The organism is Claveliimonas monacensis (assembly GCF_014982975.1).
Lineage (GTDB): Bacteria > Bacillota > Clostridia > Lachnospirales > Lachnospiraceae > Claveliimonas > Claveliimonas monacensis.
Genome location: NZ_JADCKL010000002.1, coordinates 128,671 through 150,318 on the forward strand (window position 1 = coordinate 128,671; position 21,648 = coordinate 150,318).

Below are 21,648 nucleotides of genomic sequence, written 5' to 3' on the forward strand. Positions count from 1 at the left end.
TATTACAATGCCCGGACATCCCCCTGCTCCAGCATCTGAAGAAACTGCTCTTCTGTCAGTATAGGTATGCCCAGTTCTTTTGCTTTCCTGTTCTTGGACGATGTGGAGGCGGCATCATTGTTGATCAGATAGCTGGTCTTTGAGGTGACAGAGCCTGTCACCTTGCCTCCCCTGCTCTCGATCAGGCTTTTGAGCTCGCTCCGGTTTGCAAAATGTTCCACGCTCCCGGTGATGACAAAGGTGGTCCCCTCCAGGTTCCTTTCTCCCTCATCTGAAGCCTCCTGCTCTACGTGCACTTCCCCCAGAAGTTCCCTGTACACCTTCCGGTGCTTCTCATCTCCAAAGTAGTCCACATAGGCTTTCGCGATCACGCCACCTACGCCGGAGACAGCGCTTAAGTCTTCCTCTGTCAGATCCGGCATCTCCTCCGGTGACACGCCCGTCTCCCGGCAGATCACCCTGGCATTAGCCACGCCGATGCCCGGGATGCCCAGGCTGTAGAGCAGGCGGGGAAGAGTAGTCGCTCTGGCCTTCTCCACGCTCTCCATCAGGTTCTGGTAAGATTTCTCCCCAAATCCCTCCATCTCCTGGATCTCTTCCTTATAACGGTCCAGGTGAAAAAGGTCATCATAGGTGCGGATAAACCCTCTGGCAATAAACTTTTCCAGCGTAGCTTCTGAGAGTCCTTCCATATTCATGGCATCCCGGCTGACGAACAGGGCATAGGCTTTGATCTGCTTCGCCTGACACTCCGGGTTGGTACAGTAGAGCGTCTTTGCACTGCCGTCCTGCCGGATCTCCGTCCTTCCCTGGCACACCGGACAGGCTTCCGGGATATCCCTCACGCCGCTGCCAGTGAGATTTCTGGCAATCTGGGGAATGATCATATTTGCCTTGTACACTTCGATCCGATCGCCGACGCCCAGCTTCAGCTCCTCCATGATGCTGATATTATGCACGCTGGCACGGCTCACTGTGGTACCCTCCAGCTCCACCGGATCGAAGATGGCCACCGGATTGATAAGGCCGGTCCTTGAGGGGCTCCACTCGATCTGCCGCAGGATGGTCTCCCGGGTCTCGTCCGCCCACTTGAATGCATAGGAATCCCTGGGGAATTTTGCTGTCCTCCCAAGAGATTCCCCGTACCTTATATCATCATATATTAGCACAAGACCATCTGAGGGAAAATCGTTTTGCGCTATTTTTTCTGAAAATTTAATAACTTCCGCCTCAATATCTGCCGGCGCCACCACATAGTGCTCCACCACGTCAAAGCCCTGGCCCTTCAGCCAGTCCAGCTGAAAAGCCCTGGAATTATGGAAATCCACTCCCTCCGCCCGGACAAGGGAAAAGGCGTAGAACTGCACATTCCTCTTTGCCGTGATCTCGCTGCTCCGCTGGCGCACAGAACCGCTGCACAGGTTCCGGGGATTTTTATACCGGGCATCCGCATCCGGTATCTCCTGGTTGATCCGCTCAAAGTCCCGGTAGCCGATGACAGCCTCCCCCCGGAGGATCAGCTCCCCTTCGTAGGGAATGCGCAGCGGGATATTCTTAAACACACGGGCATTGCCGGTGATCACTTCCCCCACTTCACCGTTCCCCCGGGTAACAGCCTTCGCCAGCTCCCCGTTCTGGTAGGTGAGGACGATGGTGAGCCCGTCCATCTTCCAGGACATGACCACATCATGCTCTCCGGCAAATGCCCGAAGGTCTTCCACATCCTTTGTCTTGTCAAGGGAGAGCATTGGGCTCTCATGCCTCTCTTTTGGCAGTTCACTGACCACCTCGTATCCCACATGGATGGTGGGGCTGCCTGCTAAGGTGACATGAAGCTCCTCCTCCAGCTGGACCAGCTCATCGTAGAGGGCATCATACTCGTAGTTGCTCATGATCTCCCGGGATTCCTGGTAGTAAGCCCGGCCGGCCTGGTTCAGAAGATCCACCAGCTCCTGCATCCTCTGCCTTTTCTGTGTTGTCTCCGCTTTTCTATTTTCTGTCCCGCTCATATTTTGCTTCTCCTGTCTGCTTTTTTCTGGTTTCTCCGGCCAGGGAGCGGAGCATCTCCAGCTCCTCCCCCTCCACTTTCCGGTATTCGCCGGGCTTCAGGTCGCCCAGCACAATATTCATGATCCGCACCCGCTTCAGCGTCCGCACTCTGCAGCCGCAGGCCTGGCACATTCTCCGGATCTGCCGGTTCAGGCCCTGGGTGAGGATGATGCGGAAGGTATACTTTCCTTCCCGCCGCACTGTGCAGGGCCTTGTCACGGCGTCCAGCCCTTTCTCCTCATCCACGATATGGACGCCAGCGCTCATCTTCTTTATAAAATCCTCCGTGATCTCCCGATCCACGGTGACCTTGTACTCTTTTTCATGGAGGTTTCTTCCCCGCATGATCTGGTTGATCAGATCCCCGTCATTGGTCATGAGCAGAAGTCCCTCCGAGTCCTTGTCCAGTCTTCCCGCGTAGGTGACGCGGACAGGGTAATCCAGGAAGCGGACAATGTTGTTCTTCGTCCGCCTGTCCTCTGTGCAGATGATACCCACAGGTTTGTAGACAGCCAGGACGACCTTCTCATCCTTTCCGCCAATGATCCGGCTGCCCACCTGGACCCTCTGGCCCGGCTGCACCTTCATGCCGCATGAGGCCCGCACGCCGTCCACCAGCACCTGTCCGCTCTCAATGAGGCGGTCCGCCTCCCTGCGGGAGCAGATGCCTGCCTCGCTTATATATTTATTAAGACGGATCCCTTCCATGTATCCTCCTGCCTTCCTGTCTTTTCTCTCGCGCTCTGCGCGCAGATATTACCACTACAATGTGGTCATTAGGTAATTATACCATGCTTTCCATCCCCGTGGAACACTCGGAAATCAAAAATCAGTGTTTGTAAAAAGGCAGAAAATATACTAAAATGGTTGTAATGCTATTCACACTCAGAAAGGATTATTTCTATGATCATCTTAACGCTGGACACGAAAAAATGTATGTCCTCCCTGCTTCTTTCGGAAGCATTTGACCACTTCTTTTTCATCGAGGGAGAGATCACAACCTTTGGAAAATTTACCATGGACGGCTATATGCAGAAAGACTTTTTCGAGGAGCCCCCGCAGCAGTCCCACGCCTTCTGGAAGGATATCAGGCCCTACTGCCTTTCTCTCATAAAAGGGAAGCGCACCCCTCTTGGCTTCCGGTTCATCTTCTCCCTGTCCGGCGACGACATTCCCGCCTTCCTTGAAGAACACAGGCTGGACTTCACGCCCCAGGAGATCCAGGGACTTTTCCTGAATTTCCGCTTCGACGGTTCCCGCCTCACCTGCACCACAGGGGGGTCTGTTTCAAAGTTCACACTGGACAAATCTCTTGAGCAGACCTGGGACAAATGGGCACAGGCCCTCTTTGCAGGACTTCAGATCCCCTTTGAATCAGAACTCTAAAAAGGACTGCGCCCCTCTGCGCAGTCCTTTTTCTATACCTTCATGTATGTAGGTCTTTAGCCTTTCAGTCTCTCTGTAAAATCAGCCATGGCCTCTGAGATCTTGATCTGCTGGGGACAGACTGCCTCGCAGCTCCTGCAGCCGATGCAGGCGGAAGGTCTCTTGTCCTCCGGGAGCGTCGACACCACCATGGGCGCGATAAATCCGCCGCCTGTGAAGCAGTGCTCGTTGTAGAGCTCCAGGATCCTCGGGATATCCAGCTCCTGGGGACAGTGGCTCACGCAGTAGTGGCAGGCTGTACACGGAAGGACGATCTTCTTCACCATGTCGTCGGCAATGCCAAGAAGGGTATCCATCTCCTCTTTATTCAGCGGCTTATCCTCCTCAAAGGTGGCGATATTCTCTATCAGCTGCTGTGCGTTTGACATACCGGACAGAGTCACCTTCACCTCAGGCATGCTCTGCAGGAACCGGAACGCCCACGCCGGGATGCTCTCCTCCGGGCGGAGCGCCTCCAGCTTCTTTGCGGCCTCCTCGTTTATCTTTGCGAGGGAACCGCCGCGCAGCGGCTCCATCACCCACACAGGGATGTCATACTCCTTCAGGAGCTCCATCTTGCCCTTTGCGTCCTGGAATGTCCAGTCCAGATAGTTGAGCTGGATCTGGCAGAATTCCATGTCTTTTCCGTACTTCTCAAGGAAACGCTTCATCACGTCGTAGTTTCCGTGGGCGGAAAATCCCAGATGGCGGATACGTCCGTTTTTCTTCTGCTCCATGAGATATTTGTGGATGCCGTGGGACTCATCCAGGTAAGCGTCTATGTTCATCTCGCACACATTGTGGAAAAGGTAGAAATCAAAATACTCTGTTTGGCACTTCTTCAGCTGCTCCTCAAAGATTTCCCCCACCTTGTCCATGTTGGAGAGGTCGTAGCCCGGGAATTTATCAGCCAGGTAAAAGCTCTCCCTTGGGTATTTGGAGAGAACGCGGCCCATCACCAGCTCGGAGGTGCCGTTGTGGTATCCCCAGGCAGTATCGTAATAGTTTACACCGTGGTCCATAGCATACTGCACCATATCGGCTGTGGCGGCCTCGTCTACCTTCGCGTCATCGCCGTCAATGACCGGCAGGCGCATGCAGCCCATGCCCAGGGCAGACAGCTTTAAATCTTTGTAATCTCTGTAGATCATCTTTGTCCACTCTCCTTCTCTTCATTTCAGTCATCCTGTATAAAAAGTATCAGGGAACTATATTTTATTATAATTCCCCGATACGAGAACCGCAAATACTTAAATAAAATACCCGGTCATACTTATTTTCTATACTTTTTATTTTGTCAGCAGCAGCATGATCTCGTTGCTCCTCTGTACAAAGGCTGTCATCTCCTCCGGTGTCAGAGGCTTGTGTGCCAGCATGGCCATGTCGTAGAGCTGTTTGCAGATGACAGGTGTGTTCTCATTGTCTCCGTGCTCTGCCACAAACTGTACAAGAGGATGGTTGGCGTTCAGCGTCAGTGTGATCTCGCTGCCAAACATGGATGCATCCATGCCTGCCATGCCGTACATTCTCATCATCTCCTGCATACGGCGGCTCTGCTCGGACAGGGTGATCATGGAAGCCACCTTGTCGTCTTTCAGTTTCTCCACTTTCACGTCCAGCTTGTCATTTTCCATGACTTTGCGGAATGTCTCCACAAGAGTGTCCGTTGTCTTCTGGAAAGCCTCTTTATCTTCTTCTTTCACTTCCTCTTTTGCACTGTCCGTAATGTCCGCGTCAATGCGCTGGAACTGCAGGTTCGGATTTCTCTGCTCAAGCTGTGTGATAAAAGGAGAGTCGATGTTGTGGTTCAGGATCACCGCATCCTGCCCCTGGTTTTTAAACATGTTAATGTACTGGCTCTGCTGCTGCTCGTCAGATACATAGTAGATGGTGGTCTTGGGCTCTTCCTTCTTCTCCTCGCCCTCCTTTGGCTCCTCTTTTTCCTCCTTGGGGTCGATGAGCTTACCGCCGTTTGCCTCCACACACTCTTTCAGCGTCATGTATTTGTGATCCAGGTTCTTGAAGAGGATGTAGTCCATCATCTTGTCGCAGAATTTCTCGTCCTTCAGGCAGCCGAACTTGATGAACGGGCTGATGTCATCCCAGTATTTCTCGTAGTTCTCCTTGTCAGTCTTGCACATGCCGCTCAGCTTGTCGGCAACCTTCTTGGAAATGTAGTCTGCGATCTTGTTAACAAATCCATCGTTCTGCAGCGCGCTTCTTGATACGTTCAGCGGCAGGTCCGGACAGTCGATGACTCCCTTTAACACCATCAGGAACTCCGGAATGACTTCCTTGATGTTGTCCGCGATGAACACCTGGTTGTTGTACAGCTTGATGGTTCCCTCGATGGAGTCGTACTCTGTGTTGATCTTGGGGAAGTACAGGATACCCTTCAGGTTGAACGGGTAATCCATATTCAGGTGGATCCAGAACAGAGGCTCCTTGTAGTCCAGGAATACCTTCCGGTAAAACTCTATATAATCTTCCTTTGTGCACTCATTTGGATGCTTTGTCCACAGAGGCTGGGTGTCGTTCACCGGAACAGGACGCTTGTTGATCTTCACCCTGTCTCTGGCAGGAGATACTTCCACCATCTCCTTCTCCCCGTTCTCGTTCTCCTTCTCCTCCATCTTTGCATCCTCGTGGATGTGCTCTACGACCACATCATCGTCCCGAAGGTCCGCCTCATCGATGGTCTCGTATTCCTGCTCGGCATTGGCCTTCTCAAGGAAGATCTCCACCGGCATGAAGGAGCAGTACTTCTCCAACACTTCACGCACTTTGTACTCGTTGGCAAACTGCAGGCTCTCCTCATTTAAGAACAGGGTGATCTCCGTCCCCACTTCCTGCCGGTCTCCGTCGGACATCTCATACTCTGTGCCGCCGTCGCTTGTCCAGTGCACAGGAGCTGCCCCCTCCTGGTAGGAAAGTGTGTCGATGTGTACTTCGTCCGCCACCATGAAAGCGGAGTAAAAGCCAAGACCGAAGTGACCGATCATGTCATCCTCTGTCGTCTTGTCCTTGTATTTCTCCAGGAACTCTGTGGCTCCGGAGAAAGCGATCTGGGTGATGTACTCCTCCACCTCGCCGGCTGTCATACCCACACCGTTGTCGATGAATTTCAGTGTCTTGTCCTCCGGGCTGACGATCACACGGATCCGGGCTTTGTAGTCATCCGGAAGCTGATACTCTCCCATCATGTCCAGCTTTTTCAGCTTGGTGATGGCGTCGCATCCGTTGGAGATCATCTCACGGACAAAGATATCGTGGTCTGAATAGACCCATTTCTTGATAATAGGAAAAATATTTTCGCTGCTGATAGACAGACTTCCTTTTTTTGCTGCCATTTATATCACTCCTTAAATCTCAATCTGTTTTGTGCGGGACCTGACCCGCACCCTCTGCATGTTATGATAATACCCGGGAGCGCAAATGTCAATATAAAATTAGCACTCATCGCAAATGAGTGCTAATAACTTTATAAAATCCATAAACCTTCTATAAACTTTGCTCTTCATGTCTACTCCACGCTCTTCAGAGACTCTACCATGTCTATCTTCTTCAGCTTGAAGTACATGACCCAGTTGACGAACATGGAAAAGCCGAGCGTGAACAGGAAGCTGTACAGATAGCTGGTAAGATCCAGCACCCTGCCGAACATGACGTCGTCCACCTCCACAGTGACAATGACAAACTGCAGCAGCACCCAGCCAAGGGCCATGCCCGCCACCGCGCCGATGAGGGTGAGCAGGACATTTTCCCTGTACACATAGGCAGCCACCTCCGTGTCGTAAAAGCCCAGCACCTTGATGGTTGCCAGCTCCCTCTTTCTCTCCGTGATGTTGATGGTGTTCAGGTTGTAGAGAACGATAAAGGCCAGCATGCCCGCCGAGATGATCAGCACCACAATGACCAGGTTCAGACTCTGCAGCATATCGTCAAGGCGGTCCTCTATACTGGAGGTATAGCTCACGTTCAGCACATTGCTGTCTCCAAGGAGCCGGCCGCCCACTGCCTCGATCTGGTCTGTCTGCCCCTCTTTCATCTTAAACAGCACGCCGTTGGAGGCGGCCTCTTTCCCGAACAGCTCCCTGTAGTAGTCCGGTGAGAGGTACAGGTAGTGTCCCATATAATTCTCGCAGATGGCGTCTATGGTCACTTCCTTCACACCCATGCCGTCGTCCTCCAGAGTGACTGTATCTCCCACCTCCACGCCAAGGTCGCTTGCCGCCTTCTCGGTCAGGATCACCTGCTCCTTCTCCAGGGAGTAGGTCTCCGGCTTTGTCCGGCTGTGGAAATCCAGGAAATCGCCTACGTTTTCCAGATTTTCAGGCACTGTCAGATAGATTTCCATGGAAGTATCTCCCGCTGTCACTTCCAGGTTCTGCATGCGCACCATCAGCTCCCCGCTGACTGCTGACTCATCCCTGACAAGGGCCGCTATCTCCTCCTTGTCCTCCCGGGAAATCCCCGCGTCAAAGTACACCGCCGCATCGTAGGTCTGGATGCTGTTGTACTGCAGCTCCGGTATGACAAAGATACAGTCCTTCAGTCCGAAGCCCACCACCATCAGGGCCATACAGCCTCCGATGCCAAACACAGTCATGAAGAAACGCTTCTTGTACCGCACCAGATTCCGGATAGAAGATTTCCAGGAAAAATTCAGATGCTTCCATATGATCTTCACCCGCTCCAGAAGGATGCGCTGCCCCTGCTTCGGTGCAGGCGGCCGCATGAGCTGGGCCGGCACGGAGGCAAGCTCCCTGTAGCAGGAGAAAATGGTCGCCGCCAGGGTGCACAGCACGGCGATCAGCGTGGCCTGCACGGCATAGCTCAGGTGATAGGGCACTAGGATGTCCGGTATGTGCTGATACATGATCTTGTATGCATAGATGATGATCCAGGGGAACACCTTCTCACCGAACAGGACGCCCAGCACGCTCCCTCCCAGGGTGGCTGTCAGGGCGTAGGCTATGTATTTCCCGGCAATGGAGAGCTTGTTGTATCCAAGGGCCTTCAGCGTGCCGATCTGTATCCTCTGCTCCTCCACCATCCTGGTCATGGCAGTCAGGCTGATGAGAGCCGCCACCAGGAAGAAGACCGCCGGGAACACCTGCCCGATAGCCCGCATCCGGTCCGCATTGTCCCCGTACCCGTCATACTCGGTGAGGGCGCTGCTGCGGTCCTGGACATACCACTGAGGATTTTCAATCTTGTCGATTTCCGCCTGGGCCTCCGCAATATCATTTTGCGCCTCCTCCAGCTGCCTCTCGCCGTCGGCGATCTGCGCCTCCCCGTCAGCGATCTCCTGAGCTGCCTGGGCAGCTCCCTGCTCGTATTCCGACCAGCCGGCGGCAATCTCCTGCTCTCCCGCCGCCAGGTCCGCCTTTCCGCTGGCAAGCTGGCTTTCCTGACTGTTTATGAGAGCCCACGCCGCGTCAATCTGGGCCTGTCCGGCGTCAATCTGCTGTTTGGAGTCCTCCAGTGTCTGACGGGCGGCGGCCAGCTGCGCCTTGCCGTCCTCGATCTGCTGCCCGTAGGCGAGGAGCTCCTGCTCTCCGGCCAGGAGGGTCTGCTCCCGGGCGAGGAGTTCCTGCATTTTCCCCTGCAGCCCGGCCACTGCCTCCTCCGCACTCTCGTAGGAAAAATCCTCTCCCTGTTCTGCGAGGGCGGCAAGGGCCTCTTGTTCCGCGGCCTCGGCGTATGTAATGCTCTGTGTCTTCTCAGTCTCCTGCGCTTGGAGCTTCTTGGCCTCCTCAGGCCAGTCCTCTAAAAACTGCTTCTGCTCCTCCGTTCTCTCGCTGTCTGAGATAGCGCTGTATTCCTCATACTTTTTATTTCCCTCTGTCAGAGCATTGTTTATTTCCGCAAGCTCCTCCCTAAGAGAAGAAAGATGATCCGCCAGCGTCTCCATCTCGGAAATGGACGTTGTCAACAGCTCCTTCCCCGCCGCAATTTCCTGTTTTCCCTGCTCTATGAGGGGCATCTGCTGGGCATACTGGGCAAGGTACTGCACCTCCGACGCGTCCAGCTGCGCCTGCTGCTGTTCCAGCTGGGCCATACCGCTCTCATACTGCTCCCTGCCGCTGTCCAGCGCCGCCTGCTGGGTGCTCAGCTCCTCCTTGCCCGCGGCAAGCTGGGCCTCCCCATCGGCGATCTGCTGCCGGGCCGCGTCCAATTGGGCCTGGGCGTCCTCCAGGGCCTGCCTGGCATCGGCAAGCTCCCGGGCAGCCTGGCTCCGCCCCTCCTCTAGCTCACTCCGGGCGTCAGCCAGCGTCTGGCTCTCCTCGTCCACTGTGGCCTGGGCATCGGCAAGCTCCCCCTCCGCCTCGTCCACGATCTCCTGCCGCCGGGCCTGGCACCTCTCATCCTCGATCTTCTCCAGGGCGTCCACGGCCGCGTCTGTCAGAGAGGTATATCCGTCCGTGTAGGCGATCTCCTGCTCCGCGTCCGTCACCCGCACGCAGATTTCTGAATAGACATCCATACAGAAAGAGTCCGGATCCACAGCGATAAAGCCGCTGACCTCACCGTTGCCTATGGTGCTGCTTCCCCTCCCGAAAGAAATATAGAGAGGGCTGTTCCCTATGCCGACGACCTCAAAGACATCCGTTGTCAGGCTGTCCTCCAGCGGGTCCTCATCTCCTGAAGACAGAGTGATGGTATCCCCCACTCCGTACCCGGATGCCAGGGCGAACTCCTCATCCATGAGGCACTCGCCCTCTTTCTCCGGAAGGCGGCCCTCGCTCACCTGGACATCATTAAAGTGTTCCTGCATGGCCATGACATGGACCACCTGCTCCGTGTCGCCTGTATTGCAAAGGGCGTCCATGCTGTAGGTACCCTCCGCCAGCTCGATGCCGTCCACATCCTCTATGGCCTCCACATCCTCCTCCGTCAGCCCCATGGTCCCCATGACCTTGATGTCCATGAGATGCTCTTTGTCAAAATAGGCATCCCCGGAGATGCGCATGGAAGGCTCCGAGGCGCGGATGCCCGCATAGAAGGCAACTCCAAGCGCCACTATGAGAAAAATGGAGATAAATCGTCCCCAGGATTTTCTGATTTCCATAAAGAAATCTTTGCGCAACATGTTTTTCTTCATACAACCCCTACCATTCTATCGTCTCGACCGGCACCGGATGCGGGTTGGTCTCTATGCTCTCCGCCCTGCCGTTCTTGATTCTTATGATCCTGTCTGCCATCGGCGCGATGGCGGAATTGTGCGTGATCAGGATCACTGTCATCCCCCTCTGACGGCAGGTATCCTGCAGGAGCTTCAGGATGGCTTTTCCCGTGTTGTAATCCAGCGCACCCGTAGGCTCGTCGCACAGGAGAAGCTTGGGATTTTTCGCCAGCGCCCGGGCGATGGCGACCCTCTGCTGCTCTCCTCCCGAGAGCTGGGCCGGGAAGTTGTCCAGCCTCTCGCCCAGGCCCACATGCTCCATGACCTCTCTCGCGTCCAGCGGATCCCTGCAGATCTGGAGAGCAAGCTCCACATTCTCCAGGGCTGTCAGGTTGGGGATCAGATTGTAGAACTGGAAGACAAATCCTATATCGTCCCTGCGGTATGCAGTCAGCTCCTTCCCTTTGTACTTCGTGATATCCTGCCCGTCTATCCACACTTCCCCGCTGGTGGCTGTGTCCATCCCCCCCAGGATATTCAGGACCGTCGTCTTTCCTGCGCCGCTGGGCCCTACCACCACGGCAAACTCCCCTTTTCTGATGTCAAATGTGATGCCGTTCGCCGCCGCGATGTCGATCTCACCCATGTGATAGATTTTTTTTACATCCCTCAGGGACACGAACTCTGACATATATGTATCCTCCTAACACAGACCGGTATGTCTCTGCTTATATAGTGCTATTATAACACCTGGAGGGACGGATGTACTATCTGAAAAGGGAAGTTTATAAGAATTTTATCTTCTTCAGGCAGGTCCGCATCTGCCTGCTGTATGAGCGGAGCAGTTTGTCGCTGTCTGTGTACTGTTTCATATTCATCCATCCTTTCTGCATTTACTGTTTTCCAAGCATCTTCTCCAGCTTTCTGATCTGTGCAGAGACCTTCTTCTCCATTTGTTTCAGCTCTGCAAGCAGCTTTTCCGCCTCCTCATAGTCCGCCGGGGGCACAGGGCTTTCCCGGTAGCGGCCAAAAGACAGATCGTACCCGTTGGCCGCCAGCTCTTCCCTGTCTACCAAAAACGACTTGCCGGACCTGTCACGGTCTTCTTCCTGCTCCCGGCAATGGAACTTCCTGATCACAGCCGGAATACCGTTCTCGCCGGCGGGGGTCCTTCTCCCATCCAGGCTCATCCCTACAGCCTCCAGCTCGCAGAACCAGACAAAGTCCGTTCTGTCACTGACGTCCCTGCACCTGGAAAAGACAAGCAGCGCGGTCCGGATCCCCGTGAAGGGCAAAAAGACGCCGGCCGGGAGGCCTATCACAGCCTCCAGCCTGTTTTCCTCCACGATCTCCTTTCGCAGCGCCCTGTGGGACCGGGAGGAGCCTGACAGCACATCCGGGCTCACGAGACAGGCGCACCTTCCTCCCGGCCGCAGCATCCGAAGAAAAAGCTCCGGGAAAAGAAGTTCGGTCCTCTTTGACCTGAACCCCTTCTGGAGGTCCGGGGAAACCATATCGTAATCTGTCATACCCCGAAAAGGCGGCACAGACAGGATCAGGCTGCAGCAGCTCCTGTCTGTATTCTGCTCTGAGAGGCTGTCCAGACAGGAAAGAGAGACAGCCGCAGTGCCGCATCTGTTTAGATACGCGTTTCCAACGCGGATCAGCACCGGATCCATATCATAGCCCCTCAGAATGTGAGCCGGCCTTTTCCCTTCCTTTTCACATTGTTCCGCAGCCGCCAGCAAAAGCTCCGGGATGCGGCAGGCGGGATCGCAGATGCTGTCTTCCGGCCCGGGCCGTATCAGACCAGTCATCAGCTGAACGACAGGCGCAGGGACCCGGGCGCAAAGACCGCTTCCTGCACAGAGCTTCTCAAGCAGATATTCAAAGCTCTCTTTGGTGAGTCCTTCCAGCTCGTCCAGCAGCCCCAAGATCCTGGCAAGCAGAGCGGGGCCGGCGATTTTGAAGACCGCCCCCCGCATACACGAGGGATCGCGGGACTCCAGAATGCCTTTCATAAACGGGAAGGCCCAGTCACGCACCGTCCGGTACTGTTCCTCCTCCGGAAACATCCGGAAGACACTCCACCGCAGATGAGCGCCGGGTACACGGCGCCCGCCCGCGCTTATCTCCTCCGGGAAGATGTCTCCGCACAAAGTCCCGTCAGCCTTTCTTTCCAGATCCCGGATCAGAAGCAGGCAGGCGATCTGGTCCAGCATTTCCATGCCTCTGCCCAGTCCGCTTCCCTCTAAAAGATGTATCAGGTCATCGAGTTCTTCCATCCTGGTTTTTTCGAGCATTTCTGTCACCTCTCTTCGTTCCATTTATACGATGTATAGCGTCCGCCGCTGATCTTCAGGATCTCGTTTTGTTCCTGGAGCTCCCTGAGGGCTCTCTGGATCGTGATCTGACTGATGTCCGGACATGCTTCCATCAGCTCGGACTTGGTGATGCTGCCGGGATGATTCCTGACAGCCTCACACACCCTCTCTTTTTTGGATACTCCACTGCAAAGAGGGGCTGTCCTCAGAGAGAACTCTCTGTATGTCTCCCGCAGCGCGCAGAGGAAGCCTGTCACCGCCCCATGCAGGCTTCCGGGCGATTCCGCCAGCCCCAGAAGGCCCTCTTCCAGGCATGTGTAGCTGATCACATTGTGTCCGGAACGATACAGCAGCAGCCGGGCGAGGAGGCAGAAAAGACGCCGGTTCCCTCTCCGAAAGGGGCGGGCGGCCAGAAAGTCAAAAAGGAATACGGAAGTCAGCAAAAGCGGCTCCGTCCCGCCCGCATTGAGCAAATCCTCATATATCCGGCAGTCCTCCTCTATATCCGACATCCTCCGGCTGTCCCGCGGCCCCTTTCCCTGTCTCGTGGCCAGCTTTTTCTGGAACTCTGTCAGCAGAGGAAGGCCCATCTGCAGATACCTGTAGTCATTGCGGATCATCTCAAGCGCATCCCTGTACCCCGCCGCCTCCTTCTCCCCTTCCGTCACAGGGATCGTCTTATTCTGAGCCAGCTTTTTCAGGCGCCCCCTGGATACCGCAGCCCCTGACAGCCTGCATGAGGCGTCTATGCTCCTGACTCTGGCATCTGCCTCCAGGTATACAAGGACATCCGCCCCCTCTTTTTCCAGGAACGATTGTCTGCCCCTGCACTCATAAATTTGGGCAAGCAGAAGCACGATGTCCTGGGTGAGCAGACTGCGGCACCTTTTTTCATAAGTATCCTTTTCCACCCTCTATCCCCCTTTCTATGTCCTGATTATATCATCAAATCTGCGGCACGGCATGCTCCCGCCCATTTTTAATTTAATCATTTTATCAGATTTGATTAAATTAAAACCCGTAAAAAAACAGGGGAGCTGAAGGGGCGGGAGCCCCTAGCCAATCCCCCCCGTTGAGCGCCCCCAGGACAAACACGGCGATGGTGAGAATACAGAATACATATTTGTAGAGAGGATAATACCATTTTCCGATGGGATGCTTCCTCCCCGTGGACACAGCTTCCTCCACCGCTCTCCTGCCCCATACCCAGGCGAACATGATTCCTGCAAGCCCGGCTCCCAGAGGGCAGATGTAGATGGACACAAAGTCCATCCACTGGGAGACGATCCCCTGGATACACAGGGAGACTGCCGCTCCCACCGCCGCAATGACAATGACAGCCTTTGCCCGTCCAAACTTCAGGTTGTCCTGGAGCGTGGCCACCGGCGCCTCATAGAGATTGACAAGGGAGGTAAGCCCGGCAAACAGGGCCGCCAGGAAAAAGATGAACATGACGATCTGTCCTCCGGGCATGGTGGAGAACAGGTGGGGCAGAGAGATGAACATCAGGCCCGGCCCGCTCTCGGAGAGCACAGCCCCCGTAGTGGCCATGGCGGGAATGATGACCAGGGCCGCCAGCATGGCCGCGCAGGTGTCGCAGATCGCCACCGTGATGGCGGAGCTCACCGTGTCCTCCTTGTCCGACAAGTAAGAGCCGTAAATGATGGTCCCGTTGCCCGCCAGAGACAGAGAGAAGAAGGACTGCCCCAGGGCAAACACATACAGCATGGGGTCCTTAAAGGCCTCCGGCCGGATGGTGAACATCCACCTGTAACCGTCCGCCGCCCCTGGCTGAAGAGCCACGTAGACTGCCAGACCGATAAAAAGCACATAAAAGACAGGAATCATAACCTTGTTGGCCTTCTCGATCCCGCTGCTGATCCCCGCCGCCATGATGACAAATGTGATCACCAGGACAATGATAAGCCACATGTTATTTCCAAAGGAACTGGCCATCTGTCCAAAGGACGCCGCAAATCCGTCTACACTGTCGGATTTCAGCACAGACCCGGTGATGCTCCCGGTCATATATTTGACGATCCAGCTCACCACCACAGAGTAGCCAATGGCAAGCGCCAGTGCCCCCAGCATGGGAATGGCACCTATGGCACGTCCGATGTTTCGTTTGCTCTCCCCTCTGGAAGCGCAGGCAGTGCCGAAGGCCTCCACAGGGCCAGACCGCACGGCCCTTCCAAAGCTCATCTCCCCCACAACTCCTGAAAAGCCAAGCAGCACATCAAAGATCAGGTACACCAGCAGAAAAGAACCCCCGTAAGTCGCCATGCGGTATGGGAAAAGCCAGATATTTCCCATACCCACCGCTGAGCCTACGCAGGCAAGGATAAACCCGGTCTTTGAATTCCACCACTCTCGCTTCTGTGATCCATTTGTATTCTTCATCATTTTCTCCTTCTCATTTTCCCGGCATCCGCTGCCTTTTTTCTGCACAAAAGAAGGCCGCCGTACCGAGTGGACATGCCGCCGGCGCAGCGCCTTCCTTAAATCTCTCTGTCTCATGATTCAATTCCGGACAAGGTCAGTACCTGTCGTAGTACCCCAGATAATCCTCCGACACGATGGTCTCACTGGGCACCAACTCCAGTTCCAGCTCCTCATCCGTGTTGGAAAACACCGCCCCCTGAGGCAGCACCACATTCCTATATATGCTCTCCGTCTCGGAGCTGTCAGTGAGCCACGGGTACAGTGTCTGAAGTTCATTCCCCTCCTGATCGCAGATGGTGATCTCCGGGGCCCCATAGCCAGAGACTGCCGAAAGATCGTACACACCCGCCGGGAAATCCTCCCCCACTGTCAGCGTCTGCCCACCGCTGATGCGGACGCTCTCTGTCAGAGGATTGGGCAGCCCGCCCGTCGTCTGTTCGGCCTGGGCATTGTCCGCCGACAGCGTCAGATAGCCATCGCCCGATATAGATACCACCGCCCCTGTATAGAGACGGATGTCATCCACACTGGTGACCTCGTCATCCACAGACTCATAGAGATAGATCCCGTTCTCCGCATCGTCCACAGACAGGGAGATATAGTTGTCCCCCTGGCCTTCCATCACATAAGTCCCCTCCGGTATATGTACACCGACCACGTAATCTCCCTGGGCAAACTGCTGGGAATAGCTCACCCCGTCGGCAGGGATCTCCCTGGTTACATAGGCATAGGGGTCATAATCATAGTCCTCATAACTCTCATAGTCTGTATAACTGTCATATTGACTCTCATCGATGTACTGGTCCACCAGCGGGAAAATGACCGACACCACGATCACCAGAATGATAATGACTGTAACGAGCTTACCCACCCTGGACCTTCTGTCCCGCTTTTCCCCCTCTATATAAGTATTGTAAGGCTGGGCCTTTTTCCGGCTCCTGCCGGATCTGGCCCTGCTGCCGGATGACTGTGCCAGCGCGCTCCGTTCCTTCTCTTTCTGCTCCCTCTCCTGCCTGGAGCGGTCTTTGCGTCTGCTGTCATACTCGGGCTGATGCACATGAGTCAGGGGCTGCCCGTCACAGCTGCTCCGGTTGACCCGGTAATGTTTCTCTGATTTGTTGTTGTCCAGACCGCACTCTGTACATACGTTTCCGCTGTCCAGCTTCCCTCCGCACAGGCTGCACCGCTCTTTAAAAAACATAATCCCGCCCTCCTTGTCCCCTCTGTCTGACAGAACTCTATCTTAACAAGAAGTATACCATACTGCGGGCTGTTTTTGCACCCTTGCCCGGTTAAAATTTTCTTCCTACAAGGTCATCCAGGCTCACCTCGAAAACATCCGCCATCCTGCAGAGTATAAAGATATCCGGAGTCCTTTTGCTGTGCTCATACGAAGAAAGGGATGTCCTGTCTACCCCTATCTTTGCCGCCAGCTGACGCTGTGTCATATTCTTTTCAAGCCGGAGCAGGCGTATGCGAGCTCCGACTCTGCACTCCTCCGTCCTCATCTTTACATGTTTTCCTCCAGGTTTTCTTTCATGTCACGGATCATGCGCCGGATGATCTTCAGCTGGGCGCCGTCAAGCTGTTCCAGCTCCTGTGATATCTCGCCGAGGTAAACGCTCCCGGAATCCTCCAGGCTGTCACACAGAAGGTGGTCTGTCGTTGTCCCCAGCGCATTTGCCGCCTTCACCACAAAATCCAGGCTCGCTTTTGTACTGCCATTTTCCACATGGCTGATGTGGGGAATGGAATACTCTATTTCATAAGACAGGTCCTGCTGGGACATATCTCTCATCTTCCGTATTTCTTTCAGCCTCTTCCCAAGCATTTTATAATCCATGATCTCTACCTCCGGCGCTTGTACATCCATTTTATTAGAAAGCGTTTTCTTTTAACATGCACCATAGAGATACTTATATGTATATACTTTAAAATGAAGTTAAAAAAAATTTCTCCACTGACTTTCCGCTTTTACATCACCGGAATTGCCAATGGAGAAATTTTCTCTCTTATATTTTCGAGCTGCCCTCCTGCAGCTTGCCGCATATGCGCAGCAGAGCCTGTGCGTCCTCTTCTCGCTTCTTATCTGACGCAGATCTTCTCCATCTTCTCTATCACATCCGCGCTGTCGAATTCATCTGCCATGACTACCAGGCTGTCCCCCGGAAAGAGCCTTGTGCTTCCCTTGGGGATCAGCTCCCTGTCTCCTCTTTTTACTGCCACGAGAAGACTGTCCCGGGGCCATTCCAAATCCCGCACCAGTTTCCCGGAAGCCGCTGATCCCTGGCTCACCACAAACTCCCGCAGGATCTTCTCTCCGCTCTCCTTCACCTGCTCCCCTCTTCTTTTCAGGAGTCCCGCGAGCAGGCTCTCGTATATGGGCTCTGATTTCAGCAGAGAGGCCACGATATAGGCACAGATGGAAACCACAGCCAGGGAAAAGAGCTGGCTCACTGTCCCCGTCATCTCAAAGATCAGGATGATCCCTGTCAGGGGGGCACGCACAATGGCTGTAAAATAGCCCGCCATAGCAAGAAGCACAAAGTTGTTCAGATAGATCATGTCAATGCCGAAAATCCAGTTCCCGGCCTGAGCAAAGATCCCGCCAATAAAGGCGCCGATGATGAGCAGCGGAAAGAAGATCCCTCCCGGAGCCCCCGATCCAAAGCTGACTGCCGAGAATAGGAAACGGCCAGTCACCAGAAACAGCATCGTGCCCGCAGCCATTCCTCCTGCTGTCAATTCTTCCACAAGGCTGTGCCCTGTCCCCAGGAGCTGAGGAGCTACAAGCCCCAGGACCCCCGCCAGCAAAAAGGGGATCAGGATCTTTCCCGCAGTGGACAGCCCCGGAATATGGTTGTACAGGGACTGGACTTTCAATGTGAACCAGTTGTAGAACACTCCGAGAAGTCCCAGCACACATCCCAGCAGGACGAGAAGCCCATAATACTCCGGAGGCAGTGTCTCTGTCAGTGTAAACTGAAAGACCGAGTCCGTCCCCAGCACGGCTGTACACAGAAAATCCGCCGTCAGGGACGCGGACATGACAGACAGCAGCACGGACACCGAAAAATTCTTGTGCACCTCCTCCAGGGAGAACATGACTCCCGCCAGGGGCGCGTGAAAGGCGGCTGCCAGCCCGGCGCTGGCCCCGCATGTCAAAAGATATCGCTCCTCCGTCTTTCCCCTGTCAAGATATCTGGAAGCGCCCTTTCCCACCATGGCTCCCAGCTGTATGGAAGGGCCTTCCCGCCCCAGGGCCAGCCCGCCCAGTATACAGAGAAAGCCTCCTACGAACTTGGCGGGGAGCACACGCCACCACGTCTGGTCGATCTTTCCGATCATCTCCCCCTCCAGCTGGGGAATACCGCTGCCGGATATGAGGGGCTCAAAGTCAACCAGCTTTGCCACCAGAAGAGCCAGCAGGACCAGCACTCCGAACCACAGAAGGATCCACAGGGGCTTTCCCGTTATAAAATCCTGGATCATTTGCAGCCATCGTCCGGCATTTTCCAGGAGCAGCCGGTAGAGCAGGACCACCAGGCCGGCAATGCCGCCCACAATGATACCCTCTCCGATCAGAATGACCTGAAAATGTTCCGCCCGCCGGATGGTCGCGGATATACCTTTTTTCTCTTCATCCATTGTCTCATTCCTCCGGGGATCATTTTATCATATCAGGGAGTGCTTTGCATTGCACTCACCTCAATTCTCAAACGGCCGATATCTCCTGCCAGGCGGGAAACCCGTAGGCGCTCCTGGCACTTTTCACCGCAGTCGTTATGGCCTCGCTCATGGCTTCCGCCGCCAATGTACCTACCAGATCCTGGTCAGCTGACACTTTTGTGCCATCCGCAGCTGCCACTGACACTGCGTAGATACTATCCCCGTCTGCCGAAGTGTGGACCGGCCTGATGGACCGGGCATAACCATCGTGAGCCATCCCCGCAATCTTACAGAGAGCGGGCTTCTGAAAATCCGCATTTGTCAGGATAATGCCTATGGTAGTATTGCCTGTAAATTTATTATCCACTACCCGGATATCCGCGCACATCAGCTCTTCTGTCAAACGGAAAGAATGCCTGTCCTCTGCCAACAGCCCCGCCAGTTTCTCTCCGCTTCTCCAGTCGTAAATGTCGCCCAGAGCATTGACCGCCACTACTGCCCCCACCTGCAGATCCCCGATCTGCATAGCATAGCTGCCGATACCGGATTTCATGCAGTACTCCATACCTGCAAATTTTCCCACCGTAGCTCCGCAGCCCGCACCATAATTCCCGTCTCTGTAATTTCCTTCTTCCGCCATCAGACACGCCTCGTACCCCATGTTCCTGTCCGGTCTGGCTGACGGATTCCCTACTGTAAGATCAAAAAGATCCGATTGACAAACAAGCGGGACCTTCGTCACACCCACGTCAAAACCAATCCCTTTTTCCTCCAGATACTGCATGACTCCATCGGCAGCGCCCAGCCCAAAGGCACTCCCGCCTGCAAGGACCACCGCATGAATCGCCTGGGCGGCAGCCAACGGCTTCAGAAGTTCCGACTCCCTGGAAGCCGGGCCCCCGCCCCTTACATCCAGTCCAGCCGCCATTCCCTGTTCTGCAATAAATACCGTGCACCCGGTGCCCCCTTCTGGGTCCTGCGCCTGCCCGATCTTAATTCCGCTGATATCTTTTATACGAATCTTACGTTTCATCTCTTTCCTTCCTGTCCGACCTACCTGTGCATAGAAAAGGACTCTTCATCATAATGTTTCAGGTTATCGTAGATTCCTCTGTCGTCTGCCTCCCGGATCAGCGCATCCCTGGACTTCTTTGCCATCATCTGGTCTTTGAAGGAGCTGGGTCCTCCCACGCAGCCACCCTCACAAGCCATACCCTCGACAAAATCCTCCGGCAGGCGCCCTACCTTCATAAGGAGCAGGGCCTTCTTGCACTCCGCAGATCCGTTTGCCTTACAGACTTTGATATCCACATCGCTGCCGGACTCTTTCAGGCTCTCCAGCACCGCTGCTGTGACACCGCCGGAATTTCCAAATCGCTTGCCAAACACAGAGGACTCCTGATAGGTATTCTCCAACGGTTCCAGCCGCACACCTTTCGCCCGCATCATGGCCCGTATCTCGCTGTATGTAAGCACATAGTCTGCATTTCCCTCGATCTTCTGGTCCACCACCTCTGATTTCTTGGCCAGACAGGGACCGATAAACACAGTCACGGCCTCCGGATCCTTCGCCTTGATCAGACGGGACACGCCGCACATGGGAGACACGGTAGTGGAGATGGCATCGCTCAGCTCCGGATAATGTTTGCGCACCATGTTGACAAATCCGGGACAGCAGGATGTCACCTTCTTCTTGCCCTCCTCATAGGCTTCCCGCCACTCCTGCGCCTCGCTCTTGGCTGTCAGATCTCCTCCCAGCCCCACTTCTACAAATCCGGTAAAGCCCAGCTCTTCCATGGCTTTCTTCCAGCTGGCCATCGTGATCTCCTGGCCGAACTGTCCCTCTGTGGCAGGGGCCAGCATGGCATAGACATGCTTCCCGGACCGGATGGCATCGATCACATCCACGATCCATGTCTTGGAGCCGATCGCCCCGAAGGGGCAGCTGTGGATACACTTTCCGCAGCGGATACACTTTTCCTCATCAATGACAGAGATGCCGTACTCGTCATAGGAGATGGCATCCACCGGACAGCTGAATTTGCACGGCCGCTTCAGATGGGCAATGGCATTGTAGGGGCAGGCCTCGGCGCACTTTCCACACTCCTTGCACTTGGAGGCATCGATGTGGGTGCGGTGGCGTCCCCTCTCGATGGCCCCGAATTTACAGGCATTCATACATGCCTTTCCCAGACAGTTCTGGCAGTTCTCCGTAACTGTGTAGCTGGAGATGGGGCAGTCCTCACAGGCGGAACTGATGACCTGGATCACATTTCCGTCATCCACCGGCCCCGGCGCCTTTCCCTCTGCCAGCCGCACTCTCTGCCGGATGATCTCCCTCTCCTTGTAAATGCAGCAGCGGAACTGCGCCGTCGGCCCGGGAATCAGGGTAAAGGGGATATCCTCCTTCCTCTCTTCCAGCTCCCCGGCAAATGCAAGCCTCGCCACTTCCTCCAGAACTGCATGTTTAATCTTGATCACATTAGCGTCTGCGTACTTCACTTTTTTCTCCTCCATAATTACTCATTCATTCTGCGTGTCAGATACCCGGATGCTGTATTTCTCTGCTTACAATCATATCATGTGAGCGTGTTTTTTTCCAGCAGCACC

The 21,648-nt window shown here is 54.8% G+C and carries 16 protein-coding genes; 1 reads left to right on the top strand and 15 read right to left on the bottom strand.

The genetic code is table 11. The features are described from left to right. Window positions 1-2: 2 nt before the first annotated feature. Together ligA and INF30_RS03755 are read right to left on the bottom strand one after the other, a co-directional pair. Window positions 3-2,009, bottom strand: a complete 2,007-nt coding sequence (gene ligA, locus INF30_RS03750; RefSeq protein WP_264176847.1) for an NAD-dependent DNA ligase LigA — start codon at window positions 2,007-2,009, stop codon at window positions 3-5. Next, entirely contained in the window at window positions 1,990-2,757 is a 768-nt protein-coding gene (locus INF30_RS03755; protein ID WP_076776258.1) for a pseudouridine synthase, read from the bottom strand. Before INF30_RS03755 ends, ligA begins: the two co-directional genes overlap by 20 nt. A gap of 195 nt (window positions 2,758-2,952) precedes the next feature. On the opposite strand from INF30_RS03755, the gene INF30_RS03760 reads away from it, so the two are divergent. Continuing rightward, window positions 2,953-3,435 (top strand): DUF5721 family protein, encoded by a 483-nt coding sequence (locus tag INF30_RS03760; protein ID WP_226394293.1) that lies wholly within the window; start codon window positions 2,953-2,955, stop codon window positions 3,433-3,435. 56 nt (window positions 3,436-3,491) lie between these two features. On the opposite strand, the gene INF30_RS03765 is transcribed toward INF30_RS03760, so the two are convergent. The 13 genes from INF30_RS03765 to INF30_RS03825 all read right to left on the bottom strand — a co-directional run bounded on the left by INF30_RS03765 (window position 3,492) and on the right by INF30_RS03825 (window position 21,555). Further along, on the bottom strand, window positions 3,492-4,625 hold the full coding sequence (locus INF30_RS03765) for an aldo/keto reductase (RefSeq protein WP_226394294.1): 1,134 nt from the start codon (window positions 4,623-4,625) through the stop codon (window positions 3,492-3,494). A gap of 138 nt (window positions 4,626-4,763) precedes the next feature. Continuing rightward, on the bottom strand, window positions 4,764-6,824 hold the full coding sequence (gene htpG / locus INF30_RS03770; RefSeq protein WP_226394295.1) for a molecular chaperone HtpG: 2,061 nt from the start codon (window positions 6,822-6,824) through the stop codon (window positions 4,764-4,766). Between the two features lie 173 nt (window positions 6,825-6,997). Next, the gene (locus INF30_RS03775) at window positions 6,998-10,549 is read right to left on the bottom strand and encodes an ABC transporter permease (protein ID WP_311135995.1); all 3,552 of its coding nucleotides are present in this window, start codon (window positions 10,547-10,549) and stop codon (window positions 6,998-7,000) included. 40 nt (window positions 10,550-10,589) lie between these two features. Next, window positions 10,590-11,294: an ABC transporter ATP-binding protein gene (locus INF30_RS03780; RefSeq protein WP_076776251.1), complete on the bottom strand. Its 705-nt coding sequence runs from the start codon at window positions 11,292-11,294 to the stop codon at window positions 10,590-10,592. Window positions 11,295-11,496: 202 nt separating this feature from the next. Further along, window positions 11,497-12,906, bottom strand: coding sequence for an N-6 DNA methylase (locus INF30_RS03785; RefSeq protein ID WP_226394297.1), 1,410 nt, complete (start codon window positions 12,904-12,906; stop codon window positions 11,497-11,499). 5 nt (window positions 12,907-12,911) lie between these two features. Beyond that, window positions 12,912-13,838 carry a Fic family protein gene (locus tag INF30_RS03790; protein WP_226394298.1) on the bottom strand — a complete coding sequence of 309 codons (927 nt, stop codon included), beginning with the start codon at window positions 13,836-13,838 and terminating at the stop codon, window positions 12,912-12,914. Window positions 13,839-13,938: 100 nt separating this feature from the next. After that, window positions 13,939-15,327, bottom strand: coding sequence for a sodium-dependent transporter (locus INF30_RS03795; RefSeq protein ID WP_226394486.1), 1,389 nt, complete (start codon window positions 15,325-15,327; stop codon window positions 13,939-13,941). A 136-nt stretch (window positions 15,328-15,463) separates the two neighbouring features. Continuing rightward, complete coding sequence (locus INF30_RS03800; RefSeq protein WP_226394299.1) at window positions 15,464-16,570, bottom strand: DUF4402 domain-containing protein; 1,107 nt, start codon at window positions 16,568-16,570, stop codon at window positions 15,464-15,466. A gap of 91 nt (window positions 16,571-16,661) precedes the next feature. Further along, window positions 16,662-16,877 carry a helix-turn-helix domain-containing protein gene (locus INF30_RS03805; RefSeq protein WP_076776241.1) on the bottom strand — a complete coding sequence of 72 codons (216 nt, stop codon included), beginning with the start codon at window positions 16,875-16,877 and terminating at the stop codon, window positions 16,662-16,664. A gap of 2 nt (window positions 16,878-16,879) precedes the next feature. Continuing rightward, complete coding sequence (locus INF30_RS03810) at window positions 16,880-17,212, bottom strand: helix-turn-helix domain-containing protein (protein ID WP_157888381.1); 333 nt, start codon at window positions 17,210-17,212, stop codon at window positions 16,880-16,882. 242 nt (window positions 17,213-17,454) lie between these two features. Further along, the gene (locus INF30_RS03815; RefSeq protein WP_076776238.1) at window positions 17,455-19,017 is read right to left on the bottom strand and encodes a ClC family H(+)/Cl(-) exchange transporter; all 1,563 of its coding nucleotides are present in this window, start codon (window positions 19,015-19,017) and stop codon (window positions 17,455-17,457) included. Between the two features lie 67 nt (window positions 19,018-19,084). Next, window positions 19,085-20,071, bottom strand: coding sequence for a P1 family peptidase (locus INF30_RS03820; protein ID WP_226394300.1), 987 nt, complete (start codon window positions 20,069-20,071; stop codon window positions 19,085-19,087). Between the two features lie 20 nt (window positions 20,072-20,091). Beyond that, window positions 20,092-21,555 (bottom strand): 4Fe-4S dicluster domain-containing protein, encoded by a 1,464-nt coding sequence (locus INF30_RS03825; RefSeq protein ID WP_076776235.1) that lies wholly within the window; start codon window positions 21,553-21,555, stop codon window positions 20,092-20,094. Window positions 21,556-21,648: the final 93 nt, after the last annotated feature.

Coding starts and splice junctions, on each gene's coding strand:
- INF30_RS03820 (WP_226394300.1), bottom strand. CDS start 20,071: ATGAAACGTAAGATTCGTATAAAAGATATCAGCGGAATTAAGATCGGG.
- htpG (WP_226394295.1), bottom strand. CDS start 6,824: ATGGCAGCAAAAAAAGGAAGTCTGTCTATCAGCAGCGAAAATATTTTT.
- INF30_RS03810 (WP_157888381.1), bottom strand. CDS start 17,212: ATGGATTATAAAATGCTTGGGAAGAGGCTGAAAGAAATACGGAAGATG.
- INF30_RS03755 (WP_076776258.1), bottom strand. CDS start 2,757: ATGGAAGGGATCCGTCTTAATAAATATATAAGCGAGGCAGGCATCTGC.
- INF30_RS03775 (WP_311135995.1), bottom strand. CDS start 10,549: ATGGAAATCAGAAAATCCTGGGGACGATTTATCTCCATTTTTCTCATA.
- INF30_RS03785 (WP_226394297.1), bottom strand. CDS start 12,906: ATGCTCGAAAAAACCAGGATGGAAGAACTCGATGACCTGATACATCTT.
- INF30_RS03780 (WP_076776251.1), bottom strand. CDS start 11,294: ATGTCAGAGTTCGTGTCCCTGAGGGATGTAAAAAAAATCTATCACATG.
- INF30_RS03795 (WP_226394486.1), bottom strand. CDS start 15,327: ATGAAGAATACAAATGGATCACAGAAGCGAGAGTGGTGGAATTCAAAG.
- ligA (WP_264176847.1), bottom strand. CDS start 2,009: ATGAGCGGGACAGAAAATAGAAAAGCGGAGACAACACAGAAAAGGCAG.
- INF30_RS03800 (WP_226394299.1), bottom strand. CDS start 16,570: ATGTTTTTTAAAGAGCGGTGCAGCCTGTGCGGAGGGAAGCTGGACAGC.
- INF30_RS03805 (WP_076776241.1), bottom strand. CDS start 16,877: ATGAGGACGGAGGAGTGCAGAGTCGGAGCTCGCATACGCCTGCTCCGG.
- INF30_RS03765 (WP_226394294.1), bottom strand. CDS start 4,625: ATGATCTACAGAGATTACAAAGATTTAAAGCTGTCTGCCCTGGGCATG.
- INF30_RS03825 (WP_076776235.1), bottom strand. CDS start 21,555: ATGGAGGAGAAAAAAGTGAAGTACGCAGACGCTAATGTGATCAAGATT.
- INF30_RS03760 (WP_226394293.1), top strand. CDS start 2,953: ATGATCATCTTAACGCTGGACACGAAAAAATGTATGTCCTCCCTGCTT.
- INF30_RS03815 (WP_076776238.1), bottom strand. CDS start 19,017: ATGGATGAAGAGAAAAAAGGTATATCCGCGACCATCCGGCGGGCGGAA.